The sequence below is a fragment of the Ruegeria sp. CDSC079 genome (assembly GCF_059610505.1).
The window spans coordinates 85973-98483 of record NZ_JBXWNT010000006.1; the positions used below are offsets into that span (position 1 = coordinate 85973).

A 12511-nucleotide genomic window follows, 5' to 3' on the forward strand; every position below is an offset into this window, starting at 1 on the left:
CTCTTTGGTTGCCAAAAGGTGCATCCATGAATCGTGTTTACCTTGATCATAACGCCACAACGCCAATTCGCCCCGAAGCGCGCGATGCGATGATCACGGCAATGGATCAGATCGGTAACCCTTCCTCGGTTCACGCTGAAGGACGAGCGGCAAAGGCCATGGTCGAGCGTGCACGGGCGCAGGTGGCCGAAGCTGTCGGGTGCCGACCGCAGGAAGTTATTTTCACCTCAGGTGCGACCGAAGCGGCTCGGGTCCTGCAAAATAGACCGAATAATTGCGATGTGTTCGTCGATACAACGGCGCATGACGCGCTTTGGTCGCATCTTGATCTATCGAACTGCAACGAACGCCCGTTCGGACCTGGTCACATCTTAGCAATGGGGTTGGCGAATTCGGAAACAGGTATCGTTACCTTGCCACCGAAAAAGGTCGAAGGTCAGTGGCCCTATGGCGCACGGCGCGCCGATTGGTTGTTGCTGGATATTACGCAGGCTGTTGGCCGTATACCCTTTTCCTTCGCCTGGAGCGATGCGGATATGGCGGTTCTTTCGGCGCATAAAATCGGCGGTCCTAAGGGTGTTGGCGCTCTGATCCTAAAACAAGGGCTGGACATCAACCCGCTTGCTGTTGGTGGCGGGCAGGAAATGGGCCGGCGCTCCGGGACGGAAAACGTTGTTGGAATCGCGGGTTTTGGTGCCGCTGCCGAGGCCGCAGTGAAAGATCTGGCTAACGGTGTTTGGGAAAATGTTGCTAAATTTAGAAATATTCTAGAGAACGCTCTTGAGGCCGGATCGAAAGCGACTATTTTTGTCGGGAAAGATCAGGAGCGACTCCCCAACACTTTGTGTTTTGCAACTCCCGGATGGAAAGGGGAGACGCAGGTTATGCAGATGGATCTGGCTGGATTTGCGATCAGCGCAGGTTCGGCCTGTTCAAGTGGCAAGGTAAAGACCAGCCGAGTTCTGACGGCAATGGGATATGACGAGGTAACGGCAGCCAGCGCAATTCGCGTATCGCTCGGCCCTTGGACGACAGAAGATGATGTGCTGCGTTTCGCGGATACGTGGCTGGAAAAAGAGAAAAAGCATCGCGCGCGTGCCGCGTGATCTGACGGAGGATAAGTCATGGCCGCTTTGGACCAGACTCAGGTAAAAGAAGGTGTCGATCAGGAAACCGTTGATGCGGTGCGCGAGGCCGGAACCTATAAATACGGCTGGAACACCGATATTGAGATGGAATACGCCCCAAAAGGCGTGAACCCCGATATCGTCCGTCTGATCTCGGACAAGAATGAAGAACCGGAATGGATGACCGAATGGCGTCTGGCCGCGTTCGAACGCTGGACCAAGATGGAAGAGCCGAAATGGGCGATGGTCAGCTATCCCGAAATCGACTTCCAGAACCAGTATTACTATGCCCGTCCGAAATCGATGGAGGTAAAGCCGAAATCGCTGGATGAGGTGGATCCGAAGCTGCTGGCCACTTACGAAAAGCTTGGTATCCCACTGAAAGAACAGATGATTCTGGCTGGCGTCGAAGGTGCCGAGGATATGCCCGCCGAAGGGCGCAAAGTGGCCGTGGATGCGGTGTTCGACTCGGTGTCCGTTGGCACAACTTTTCAGGCGGAATTGAAAAAGGCAGGTGTGATCTTCTGCTCGATCTCTGAAGCGATCAGGGAACACCCCGAGCTGGTCAAGAAATACCTGGGCACCGTGGTTCCAGTATCCGATAATTTCTATGCAACGCTGAACTCGGCCGTGTTCTCGGACGGGTCATTTGTCTACATCCCACCGGGCGTACGCTGCCCGATGGAGCTGAGCACCTATTTCCGCATCAATGCGGAGAACACCGGTCAGTTTGAACGTACCCTGATCATTGCCGATAAAGGCAGCTATGTCAGCTACTTGGAAGGCTGTACTGCGCCTCAGCGCGACACTGCGCAGCTGCATGCTGCCGTGGTCGAAATCATTATCGAGGAAGATGCCGAGGTAAAATACTCGACCGTTCAAAACTGGTACCCCGGGGATGAGAATGGCAAGGGTGGCATCTATAACTTTGTGACCAAGCGCGCGGATTGCCGCGGCGACCGGTCCAAGGTGATGTGGACGCAGGTGGAGACCGGCTCTGCCGTGACATGGAAATACCCGTCCTGCATCCTGCGCGGCAATGAAAGCCAAGGTGAGTTCTATTCGATCGCGATTGCCAATAACTATCAGCAGGCCGACACTGGCACCAAGATGATCCACCTCGGCAAGAACACCAAGTCTCGGATCGTTTCGAAAGGGATCAGCGCGGGCAAGGCGCAGAACACCTATCGCGGGTTGGTCTCGATGCATCCGAAAGCCAAGGACAGCCGCAATTACACCCAGTGTGACAGCTTGCTGATCGGTGACAAATGCGGGGCGCATACGGTGCCCTATATCGAGGTCAAGAACAACTCATCGCGCGTCGAGCATGAAGCGACGACGTCGAAGGTCGATGATGATCAGCTGTTCTATTGCCGTCAGCGCGGAATGGACGAGGAAGAGGCCGTGGCCCTTGTTGTCAACGGGTTCTGCAAGGACGTGCTACAGGCACTGCCAATGGAATTTGCGATGGAGGCCCAGCAGTTGGTGGCCATCAGTCTCGAAGGATCTGTGGGTTAATCCCGACTTTCCCTGAATTCAGAACATACAGGGGGCATGACCCTCTTGCGATACGCCAAAGGAAATAAACATGCTGGAAATCAAAAACCTGCACGTCAAACTTGAAGAAGAAGACAAGCAAATCCTCAAAGGTGTCGACCTGAAGGTTGAGGCTGGCAAGGTACATGCGATCATGGGGCCAAATGGCTCGGGCAAATCGACGCTCAGCTATGTGCTGTCCGGTCGGGATGGGTATGAAGTGACCGAAGGCTCGGCGACCCTTGGTGGTGAGAACCTGTTCGAGATGGAACCGGAAGAGCGCGCAGCAGCTGGTGTTTTCCTGGCGTTCCAATATCCAGTCGAAATCCCGGGCGTTGGCAACATGACCTTTCTGCGCACCGCTGTGAATTCACAGCGCAAGGCCCGTGGGGAAGAAGAGCTTTCGGCAGCCGATTTCCTGAAAGAGGTGCGCGCCAAGGCCAAATCGTTAAAGATCGATGCGGATATGCTGAAGCGCCCTGTGAATGTTGGCTTTTCTGGCGGTGAGAAAAAGCGCAACGAAATACTGCAAATGGCCATGCTAGAGCCCAAAATGTGCATTCTGGACGAGACAGATTCCGGTTTGGATGTAGACGCGATGAAATTGGTTGCAGAGGGCGTGAACGCGCTGCGCGACGAAGCGCGTGGCTTCCTTGTTATCACGCATTATCAGCGCCTTCTGGACCACATCAAACCTGATGTCGTACATATCATGGCCGATGGGCGGATTGTAAAAACTGGCGGTCCTGAGTTGGCACTTGAGGTCGAAAACAACGGTTATGCCGACATTTTGGCCGAGGTGAACTGATGGCGTTGCCCCAAGCAAAACAGACTGCGACGGAGGAGCGGCTGGCCGTCCTGTCGTTGCCCGATGCTGGATGTACTCGCGCTGCGCGCGAGGATGCGATTGCCCGTGTGCGCCAAATGGGCTTGCCCAGCCGGCGCGACGAGTACTGGAAATACACCCAACCCGATACGCTCGTATCGGCTGATGCAGCGCATGCGGCGCTGTTCGAGTCGGACGAGCCGCAAATGTTCGATGAATTCGACCGCTTAAAGATTGTCTTCGTTGACGGAGTGTTCAATCCCGAAGAGTCCGATGATCTGACGCTCGAAGGTGTTTCGATCGACCGGCTTGAAGATATTTGCTGCAAAGATATCCATTGGGCCAAAGACTTGTATGGCGTTCTTGAAGCGAATGGACAAGTTCCGGTTCAGCGCCCGCTGGCCGCATTGAACACCGCATTTGCATCAGACGGCGTGGCCATCCATGTGACCGGTAAGCCATCGAAACCGATCAGCCTGATCTATCGCCATGCGTCCGAGGATTCGGATGCGATCCTGCATCACGTAGTACGGGTCGAAACTGACGCCGAGGTTACCATTCTCGAAAACGGGCCGGCGGCATCGCGTTTCAACAAATGTATGGAAATTGACATTGCCGATGGTGGCTCGCTGCACCATGTGCGGGCCCAGGGTCGTGACCACGAGCGTCGTGCGGCGACGCATATGTTTACACGGTTGGGTGCCAATTCTGTCTACAAATCCTTCACCCTGACCATGAACGGTGTTCTGACCCGGAACGAACAGGTGATCGAATTGACCGGCGATGATGCGGTGGCGCACGTGGCCGGTGCCTGCGTCGGAGATGGCGACTTTCACCATGACGACACGGTATTCGTCACCCATGACGCGGTTGGTTGCGAAAGCCGCCAGGTGTTCAAGAAGGTGCTGCGCAACGGCGCGACCGGCGTGTTTCAGGGCAAGATCCTTGTGAAAGAGGGCGCTCAGAAAACAGATGGGTATCAGATCAGCCAGTCTTTGCTACTGGATGATGATAGTCAGTTCCTCGCCAAGCCCGAGCTTGAGATCTATGCCGATGACGTTGTCTGTTCGCACGGTTCGACATCAGGTGCGCTTGATGAAACGGCTCTGTTCTACCTGCGGTCTCGGGGTGTGCCCGTCAAAGAGGCAACAAATTTGCTGACCTTGTCGTTCCTGGCCGAGGCTGTGGAAGAGATCGAGGATGAAGGCCTTGCGGAGGCTATGGTTGACCGCCTTGAAGGCTGGCTTTCTCGGCGAAGCTGATGCCGGTAACGACGGATATAGTGGCCACATACCGTGGACCAGGCCGGGTTGTAAGCCGGCTTTTGGATTTGGGCGAACGTGAGGACCGCGCTTTGGTCTTTGTAATGGCGTTCTGCGTGGTGGCATTCATTGCGCAACTGCCACGTTTGTCCCGACGGGCGCATCTCGAAGACCTCGAACTTAACATGCTGTTGGGCGGTGCCTTGCTTGGAACGGTCATTATCTTGCCGCTGTTCTTCTACCTTCTGGCCTTCGTGTCCCACGGTGCGGCGCGTCTGTTCGGCGGAAAGGGGACTTCCTATGGCGCAAGGTTGGCTCTGTTCTGGGCGTTGCTATCCTCGACGCCGTTGATTTTGCTGAACGGCCTTGTCGCTGGTTTTATCGGTCCGGGGACAACCATGACCACTGTCGGGTTGGTCTGGTTTGTCGTATTCCTGTGGTTCTGGTTTTCGGGCCTTAGGCAAGCGCAAAGGTATGCGGAATGAATCCGGCCGTGCTGAGTCAGATTGCTGTTCTGACCCTGACCAACCCTGCCGAAGCGGCAAGACGGTTGCTGGATCTGCGTCCCGGGCGTGAAGTTGTCTGGCTGGCATTCTTTCTGGCTGTCGTTCTGAACGGTGCCATCCAAATTGGTATTGAACAGATGGTCCCTGTCCCGCAGGGTGAACCGCTTCCCGTTTCTGATCCTGTTATTCTGAACCTTCTGCGTTCGTCAGGCGCGATGCTGCTCAGCGTGGTGGCTCTTCTTTTTGTTGGTCGTACTATAGGGGGCGTTGCGACATTCAAAAATATCCTGATCCTGACGATCTGGCTGCAATTCCTTCAGATCGCAGCGATGTCGGTGACTCTGATCGTTTCGATGGTTGTTCCATTTATGATGGTCATGTTTTTGCTGGCGACCGCACTTGTCAGCCTTTACGTCTCAATGCATTTCCTGAATGAAGCTCATAAGTTCAACTCGATGCTGAAATCTTTTGGGGTCATTCTGTTATCCGCACTGATTTCAATCTCATTTGTCCTCATGTTCACACCCAACGGCCCGGTTTAGGGAAGAAAAATACGATGTTCGATCTGCAGAAAATTCGCGCTGACTTTCCGATCCTGTCCCGAGAGGTAAACGGCAAGCCGCTGACCTATCTGGACAATGGAGCATCAGCTCAGAAGCCACAGGTTGTCATTGACGCTGTGACGCGGGCTTATAGCGAAGAATATGCAAATGTGCATCGCGGGCTGCACTATCTGTCCAATCTGGCGACCGAGAAATACGAATCCGTTCGTGGAACTATTGCCCGATTTCTGGGCGTAACGGATGAAGATGAAATTGTTCTGAACTCGGGCACGACCGAAGGCATCAATCTGGTCGCCTATGGCTGGGCGATGCCGCGTCTTCAGGCCGGGGACGAGATCGTTCTGAGTGTGATGGAGCATCATGCAAACATCGTACCCTGGCATTTCCTGCGCGAGCGTCAGGGAGTAGTGCTGAAATGGGTGGATGTGGATGCGGATGGCGGGCTTGATCCGCAAGCTGTCATTGATGCCATCGGTCCAAAAACCAAGCTGGTCGCGGTGACCCATTGTTCGAACGTGTTGGGCACGGTTGTGGATGTCAAAGCAATCACAGAAGGCGCCCATGCCAAAGGCGTCCCGGTGCTGGTGGATGGCAGTCAAGGCGCCGTGCATATGCCGGTCAATGTCCAGGATATCGGCTGCGATTTCTACGCCATCACCGGGCATAAGCTTTATGGCCCATCGGGATCGGGAGCGATTTACATCAAATCTGGCCGGATGGCCGAAATGCGCCCGTTTATCGGTGGCGGTGACATGATCAAAGAGGTCAGCAAGGATCAGGTGATCTACAATGATCCACCGATGAAATTCGAGGCGGGAACTCCTGGCATCGTGCAAACCATCGGACTGGGCGTCGCTCTGGACTATCTGATGGATTTGGGGATGGACAACGTTGCTGCTCATGAGGCCGGGATCCGAGACTATGCGATGCAGAGGTTTGCGGGGCTGAACTGGATTCAGCTTCAGGGGACACGGCCGGACAAAGCGGCGATCTTTAGCTTCACTTTGGACGGTGCAGGCCACGCGCATGACATTTCGACGATTTTGGATAAGAAGGGCGTCGCCGTTCGGGCCGGGCACCATTGTGCTGGACCATTGATGGATTTCCTCGGAGTCACCGCGACATGCCGCGCCAGTTTTGGTCTCTATAACTCGAAAGATGAGGTCGATACCCTGATCGAAGCGCTTGAACTTGCGCATGATCTTTTCGCGTGAAACCTGTTTGATCCGGGTCGATTTTCAGTTGCACCCGGCCCGGAACAAGGTTAGCTAACGGCTCAGGCACCTGTAGCTCAGCTGGATAGAGCGCTGCCCTCCGAAGGCAGAGGCCAGAGGTTCGAATCCTCTCAGGTGCGCCATTTCTTGAATATTTGGGCTCGTATTGAAGATCACCTGCAACAGCCGGTTTGCGCAGGATTTATGAGGCTGCCTGAGTAGAATGACACCTCCACAATGGCAGATAAATCTGCTCATTCAAACGGTTACGTGACCGACAAACTTCTCTTGACGACGGGCGGGGCGGATCAACCGCCCCAGCTTCTTACCACACCGCAATCCATATGCACGAAGTTCGAGCGGTGGTATTTGCCAACACCACCAGCACGGCAAGACATCGCCGCTTTGGCCATTTGCGAGACCGAACGAGATGACAGGCGGAGGTCGGCTGCCTGGCCTTTCATGTGCAACGAATTCTTGGCAACACGGCGCGACCGTGACCGCAGCATCGCGTTGGTCTGCGGCGAGCGATAGCCCGACAGCAGCATATAGGGTTCGTTGACATCCAACAGATTATGCGACGCCGCCATGATGTCGATCGTGCGGAGGTCCATATCTTTGGCCTGGTCGGTGCGCCAATCGCGCATGAAGTGGTTCACTTCTTTGACCGCGTCTTTGATGTATTTACCGTCAACCCAATAGATCATATCGATCCGCTCGCCAGTGCGTCCGGAATACATGCGAATACGGCGAATATCACCACCGCCACGAAGGAATCCTGCTGCATTGGAGTAGGTTGGAGTTGCTACAACTGCTGTAGCTGCGAATGCGCCCAATAAAGCACGCCGGGTCAAACCCGAGGAACTGCTCGTCGTCATTTTGTGTTTCGTCCCGTACTGTTCCTGCCTGCACACGATGTTACGCGCGCTGTATTAATTTATTCCCATCCCAGATGAGGGATTTATGACACACTCGTGAAGGGCGGCCAAGAAGTCTTTCAAATTCATCTTTTCAAGGGGGAATTTTCGGCAGTTTTTTGCGCAGGTGGTGCAAAATGGCAAAGATCCAACGTCTTAGGCCGTCGCCGAAATCTGTCCGATGCAAACAAGCATCACGCTTGGGTATAAGCACGAAATTGATGCATTTGTGAATAGACAATGGGTTTCAAGCAAAACCATAATTGTTCGGCATTGCCTGAAACGGCGTATTATATTGAAAATTCAAGGGCTCCAAATGTTCTCTGTTCTTCGTGCAAGCACCGGTATTGCTTTGGCCGCATGTTTTCTAACGTCTTCGGCGATGGCGAACACTGAGGCCAAGCCTGACACCGCATTCCAGATGGCGGTTGCCGAATTTGCACCTTCCGGGTCTGAGATTGCCGATTTCTACCGTGAAAGAGGATTCGTGCCTGTTTGGGTTGGCGACACGGCTGCACATGCTGAACGTCGTCAACGGTTGATTGAGGGGCTTTCTGCGGTCGAATTACACGGGCTACCCGCGAACGCCTATGATGCGCAGGGCTTGGTTGACCGGCTTCAATCAGCAAAATCAGCGCGTCAGCTTGGGGCCGTCGAGGTCGAGTTGACACGCGTTTTTGCAGCCTATGCTCAGGACATGAGGACAGGCCTTATACGACCATCCGATATAGACGATGGATTGGTCAGGAAGGTCGAGCCGACCTCGACAGCAGGGCATCTGCGTGGACTGACGACCTCGGAGGATGCAGCCTATTTCGATCAGTTGGCGCCAAGCTCGACCCAGTATCGGGCTTTGATGAAGCAGAAACTTGCGCTGGAAGAATTGGTTCGCCAAGGCGGTTGGGGAACTACTGTTCCGCAGGCTAAGCTCGAACTGGGAGATACTGGACCCGCCGTAATAGCGATGCGTAACCGACTGGTTGAAATGGGTTTTATGAACCCAACAGCCAGCCCTGTTTTTGACGATGCCTTGCTGGCAGGCGTTCAGCGGTTTCAGATCGCACATGGTCTTGCCGCAGATGGTGTCGCGGGTCCGGGCACAATTACTGAATTGAACCGCACTGCTTCGGATCGTCTGAAGGCCGTCTATGTCGCGCTGGAGCGTGAGCGCTGGTTGCCGCGCGAGCGCGGTGAACGCCACATTCTGGTCAATCAGGCTGATTTCTCAGCCAAGATTGTTGATGACGGCTTTATTACCTTTGAAACCCGCGCTGTGATCGGCAAGAACACCCATGATCGTCGGAGCCCCGAGTTTTCCGACAAGATGGAACATATGGTCATTAACCCCAGCTGGTATGTCCCACGCTCGATCATCACCAAGGAATACCTGCCGCAGCTGCAGTCCAACCCAAATGCCGTTGGGCATATTCAGATTACCGATCGCAGTGGTCGCCAGGTCAATCGCGGGGCAGTAGATTTCACTCAGTTCACCGCAAGCAACTTTCCTTTTGCGATGCGCCAACCGCCCAGCAAAAGCAATGCCCTGGGGCTGGTGAAGTTCATGTTCCCCAACAAGCACAACATCTATCTGCATGATACACCGCAGAAAAGTTTGTTTGCTCGGGAATCTCGTGCCTTCTCGCATGGTTGTATCAGATTGGCTCAGCCTTTCGAATTCGCTTACGCACTGTTGGCGAAGCAAGAAGAAAACCCAAAGGCATTTTTCCATCGGATTCTCGCGACTGGAAAAGAGACCACTGTGAAACTTGAGCAGCATGTTCCTGTCCACTTGATTTACCGCACTGCCTTTATTGGCCCGAAAGGTGAGGTACAGTACCGACGCGACGTCTATGGCCGTGATCAGAAAATCTGGAATGCTCTGCAGAAAGCAGGGGTGGCCCTGCCGGACGTTCAGGGGTAATCACCGGGGGCAGGTCCTAGTTCCGGGAAGCCCCACATGAAATATACAGTTCAACAAATCGCAGATGCCCTTGACGCTGAGTTCCAGGGCGATGCCAGCCTGGTCGTACATGCTGCTGCTGAACCGTCGGATGCAACTGCCACTGATCTGGCGATGGCGATGTCGCCGAAATATGCCGAGGATCTGGGATCGGGTTCGGCGCAGGTCGCCATCCTTTGGGAAGGTGCTGACTGGCAGGCGTTGGGGCTTAAGGCAGCAATATTCGTTCGGCGACCGCGGATGGCGATGGCCGGGATCACCTCCATGCTGGATAAAGGGCAGGGCTTTGGATCCGGGGTTCACCCTTCTGCAGTCATCGACCCGACTGCGGATGTGGCAGATGGGGTCTCAATCGGCCCTCTGGCAGTCATTGGTGCACGGGCCCGGGTCGGCAGAGGGGCGAATATCGGACCGCATTGCGTCATAGGCATGGATGCTGTGTTGGGCGAAGACGCCGTTCTGCGCGAAATGGTCAGCATTGGTGCCCGTGTGCAGATCGGGGATCGTTTTATCGCGCAACCAGGGGCAAGGATCGGTAGCGACGGGTTCAGTTTTGTTACGCCCGAAGTATCGGGGGTAGAGAACGCGCGCAAGACCTTGGGGGATGCAGGAGACGCCAGCGCGCAAAGCTGGCTGCGCATTCATTCACTGGGTTCTGTGGAAATTGGCGACGATGTCGAGATCGGTGCGAATTGCACGATCGACAACGGGACCATTCGTAATACTCGCATCGGGAATGGCACAAAACTGGATAATCAGGTCCATATCGGCCACAACACGCGCGTTGGTAATGACTGTCTGCTGTGTGGTCAGTCTGGTATTTCCGGTTCGGTTGAGCTTGGCAATAACGTGGTTCTGGGTGGGCAATCAGGCGTCTCGGACAATATTTTCGTTGGCGACCGGGTGATTGTCGGCGGTGGTACCAAAATCCTGTCAAACGTACCTGCCGGTCGTGTGTTGATGGGCTACCCGGCTGTGAAGATGGAAACCTTTACTGATGTCTATAAGGCGCAGCGCAGATTGCCGCGGATGCTTCGTGACGTGGAGGCGTTGAAAAAGGCTGTTTCCAAACAGCCTCCGAGCGATTAAATCACATTCAACGTGATAATCAGAGGATCGATATGAGCATCACCGACCGCGTCATTGCCATCATTGCCGAACAAGCCGTGTTGGAGCCTTCGGATGTGACGCCCGAAAGTACGCTCGAAGATCTGGGGATCGACAGCCTGGGGCTGGTCGAGAGTATCTTTGCCATCGAAGAAGAGTTCGACATTACCGTTCCGTTCAATGCCAATGAACCAACGGCCAGTGACTTTGACATCTCAAATGTCGCCGCGATCATTGCTGGGATCGAAAAGCTTGTGGCAGAAAAGGTCTGACCCAAGCAAATGAAACGGGTAGTAATAACCGGGGCAGGCACGATCAATTCGCTTGGTCATTCAGTTCCAGATACGCTTGAGGCGATGCGGGAAGGCCGTTGTGGCATTTCGGAACTTGAATTTCGAGACGTCGACAGGTTGGCGATCAAGATCGGTGGGCAGGTCCGGGGGTTCGAAGCCGAGGGTCGGTTCAACCGCCAACAGATGACTCTGTATGACAGGTTTACACAGTTTACCCTGACCGCGGCCAAAGAGGCCATAGATCAGTCCGGGATCGAATTCCACGGTGAGTTGGCTGCACGATCTGGCGTGGTTCTGGGAACAGCAGGTGGTGGCGTTTCGACCTGGGACGACAACTACCGTTCAGTCTATGAGGACGGGAAGAACAGGGTCCATCCATTTGTTGTACCAAAACTTATGAACAACGCGGCGGCAAGCCACGTATCGATGGAACATAACCTCAAAGGTCCCAGCTTTACGGTATCGACTGCTTGTGCCTCATCGAACCATGCGATGGCGCAAGCCTTTCAGATGGTGCGCAGCGGGGCGGCCCCTGCGATGATCACCGGCGGCTCAGAATCCATGTTGTGCTTTGGTGGCGTTAAGGCCTGGGAAGGGCTGCGGGTGATGTCCAAGGATGCCTGTCGTCCTTTTAGCGCCAACCGAAACGGTATGGTGCAAGGAGAGGGAGCGGGCATCTTCGTGTTCGAGGAATACGAACACGCGAAGGCGCGTGGGGCAGAAATTTTGTGCGAAGTTGTTGGTTTCGCGATGACCTCGGATGCATCAGACATTGTAATGCCCAGCAAGCAGGGCGCAGCCCGTGCGATGTCAGGGGCGTTGTCTGATGCTGGCCTGAATGCCAATCAGGTGGGTTATATCAACGCCCATGGCACAGGTACTGCGGCCAATGACAAAACGGAATGTGCCGCTGTAGCTGGCGTTTTCGGCCCGCATGCGGACGAACTTTTGATCTCATCCACCAAGTCGATGCATGGTCACTTGATTGGCGGAACCGGCGCGGTAGAGCTTTTGGCCTGTATCATGGCCCTGCGAGATGGGGTGATTGCACCGACGATTGGCTACGAAGAACCAGATCCGGAATGTGCTTTGGACGTTGTGCCCAACGAGGCACGCGATGCGAAAGTTGAGGTTGCGCTAAGCAACGCTTTCGCTTTCGGAGGTCTGAACGCAGTACTTGCCTTGAAGCGGGTTTGAGAA

Annotated in this window: 12 protein-coding genes and 1 tRNA gene; 12 read left to right on the forward strand and 1 reads right to left on the reverse strand. The window is 54.7% G+C overall.

What is annotated here, in order from left to right:
* The first annotated feature begins 26 nt into the window (after nucleotides 1–26).
* From AC2FIC_RS12760 to AC2FIC_RS12795, 8 genes are all read left to right on the forward strand, one after another.
* A complete protein-coding gene (locus tag AC2FIC_RS12760; protein WP_496691220.1) occupies nucleotides 27–1106 on the forward strand; it encodes a cysteine desulfurase family protein in 1080 nt (359 codons plus the stop codon).
* An 18-nt stretch (nucleotides 1107–1124) separates the two neighbouring features.
* On the forward strand, nucleotides 1125–2645 hold the full coding sequence (gene sufB / locus AC2FIC_RS12765) for a Fe-S cluster assembly protein SufB (protein ID WP_142633735.1): 1521 nt from the start codon (nucleotides 1125–1127) through the stop codon (nucleotides 2643–2645).
* 70 nt (nucleotides 2646–2715) lie between these two features.
* A complete protein-coding gene (gene sufC, locus AC2FIC_RS12770; RefSeq protein WP_142633737.1) occupies nucleotides 2716–3471 on the forward strand; it encodes a Fe-S cluster assembly ATPase SufC in 756 nt (251 codons plus the stop codon).
* Nucleotides 3471–4751 carry a Fe-S cluster assembly protein SufD gene (gene sufD / locus AC2FIC_RS12775; RefSeq protein WP_271947165.1) on the forward strand — a complete coding sequence of 427 codons (1281 nt, stop codon included), beginning with the start codon at nucleotides 3471–3473 and terminating at the stop codon, nucleotides 4749–4751. Before sufC ends, sufD begins: the two co-directional genes overlap by 1 nt.
* A complete protein-coding gene (locus AC2FIC_RS12780; RefSeq protein ID WP_496691221.1) occupies nucleotides 4751–5236 on the forward strand; it encodes a YIP1 family protein in 486 nt (161 codons plus the stop codon). Before sufD ends, AC2FIC_RS12780 begins: the two co-directional genes overlap by 1 nt.
* Complete coding sequence (locus AC2FIC_RS12785) at nucleotides 5233–5799, forward strand: YIP1 family protein (protein WP_496691222.1); 567 nt, start codon at nucleotides 5233–5235, stop codon at nucleotides 5797–5799. The genes AC2FIC_RS12780 and AC2FIC_RS12785 overlap by 4 nt, the downstream gene beginning before the upstream one ends.
* Before the next feature lie 14 nt (nucleotides 5800–5813).
* Nucleotides 5814–7034 carry a cysteine desulfurase gene (locus AC2FIC_RS12790; protein WP_496691223.1) on the forward strand — a complete coding sequence of 407 codons (1221 nt, stop codon included), beginning with the start codon at nucleotides 5814–5816 and terminating at the stop codon, nucleotides 7032–7034.
* 66 nt (nucleotides 7035–7100) lie between these two features.
* Nucleotides 7101–7177: transfer RNA gene (locus tag AC2FIC_RS12795), tRNA-Arg, on the forward strand.
* A 165-nt stretch (nucleotides 7178–7342) separates the two neighbouring features.
* Here the strand turns inward: AC2FIC_RS12795 and mepK are convergent.
* Entirely contained in the window at nucleotides 7343–7912 is a 570-nt protein-coding gene (gene mepK, locus AC2FIC_RS12800) for a peptidoglycan L,D-endopeptidase MepK (RefSeq protein WP_142633747.1), read from the reverse strand.
* 355 nt (nucleotides 7913–8267) lie between these two features.
* Between mepK and AC2FIC_RS12805 the strand changes: the two genes are divergently transcribed.
* Genes AC2FIC_RS12805 through AC2FIC_RS12820 form a run of 4 tightly spaced genes read left to right on the forward strand, consistent with a single transcriptional unit; the run spans nucleotide 8268 to nucleotide 12508 of the window.
* Entirely contained in the window at nucleotides 8268–9872 is a 1605-nt protein-coding gene (locus AC2FIC_RS12805; protein ID WP_496691224.1) for a L,D-transpeptidase family protein, read from the forward strand.
* Nucleotides 9873–9908: 36 nt separating this feature from the next.
* Entirely contained in the window at nucleotides 9909–11000 is a 1092-nt protein-coding gene (gene lpxD / locus AC2FIC_RS12810) for a UDP-3-O-(3-hydroxymyristoyl)glucosamine N-acyltransferase (RefSeq protein ID WP_496691225.1), read from the forward strand.
* Nucleotides 11001–11032: 32 nt separating this feature from the next.
* Entirely contained in the window at nucleotides 11033–11290 is a 258-nt protein-coding gene (locus AC2FIC_RS12815; RefSeq protein ID WP_142633752.1) for an acyl carrier protein, read from the forward strand.
* Between the two features lie 9 nt (nucleotides 11291–11299).
* Nucleotides 11300–12508 (forward strand): beta-ketoacyl-[acyl-carrier-protein] synthase family protein, encoded by a 1209-nt coding sequence (locus AC2FIC_RS12820; RefSeq protein ID WP_271947157.1) that lies wholly within the window; start codon nucleotides 11300–11302, stop codon nucleotides 12506–12508.
* The last annotated feature ends 3 nt before the right edge of the window (nucleotides 12509–12511 follow it).

Bases quoted from the DNA above. Each gene is read 5' to 3' on its own strand.
- AC2FIC_RS12760 (WP_496691220.1), top strand. From the start codon at position 27: ATGAATCGTGTTTACCTTGATCATAACGCCACAACGCCAATTCGCCCC.
- sufB (WP_142633735.1), top strand. From the start codon at position 1,125: ATGGCCGCTTTGGACCAGACTCAGGTAAAAGAAGGTGTCGATCAGGAA.
- sufC (WP_142633737.1), top strand. From the start codon at position 2,716: ATGCTGGAAATCAAAAACCTGCACGTCAAACTTGAAGAAGAAGACAAG.
- sufD (WP_271947165.1), top strand. From the start codon at position 3,471: ATGGCGTTGCCCCAAGCAAAACAGACTGCGACGGAGGAGCGGCTGGCC.
- AC2FIC_RS12780 (WP_496691221.1), top strand. From the start codon at position 4,751: ATGCCGGTAACGACGGATATAGTGGCCACATACCGTGGACCAGGCCGG.
- AC2FIC_RS12785 (WP_496691222.1), top strand. From the start codon at position 5,233: ATGAATCCGGCCGTGCTGAGTCAGATTGCTGTTCTGACCCTGACCAAC.
- AC2FIC_RS12790 (WP_496691223.1), top strand. From the start codon at position 5,814: ATGTTCGATCTGCAGAAAATTCGCGCTGACTTTCCGATCCTGTCCCGA.
- mepK (WP_142633747.1), bottom strand. From the start codon at position 7,912: ATGACGACGAGCAGTTCCTCGGGTTTGACCCGGCGTGCTTTATTGGGC.
- AC2FIC_RS12805 (WP_496691224.1), top strand. From the start codon at position 8,268: ATGTTCTCTGTTCTTCGTGCAAGCACCGGTATTGCTTTGGCCGCATGT.
- lpxD (WP_496691225.1), top strand. From the start codon at position 9,909: ATGAAATATACAGTTCAACAAATCGCAGATGCCCTTGACGCTGAGTTC.
- AC2FIC_RS12815 (WP_142633752.1), top strand. From the start codon at position 11,033: ATGAGCATCACCGACCGCGTCATTGCCATCATTGCCGAACAAGCCGTG.
- AC2FIC_RS12820 (WP_271947157.1), top strand. From the start codon at position 11,300: ATGAAACGGGTAGTAATAACCGGGGCAGGCACGATCAATTCGCTTGGT.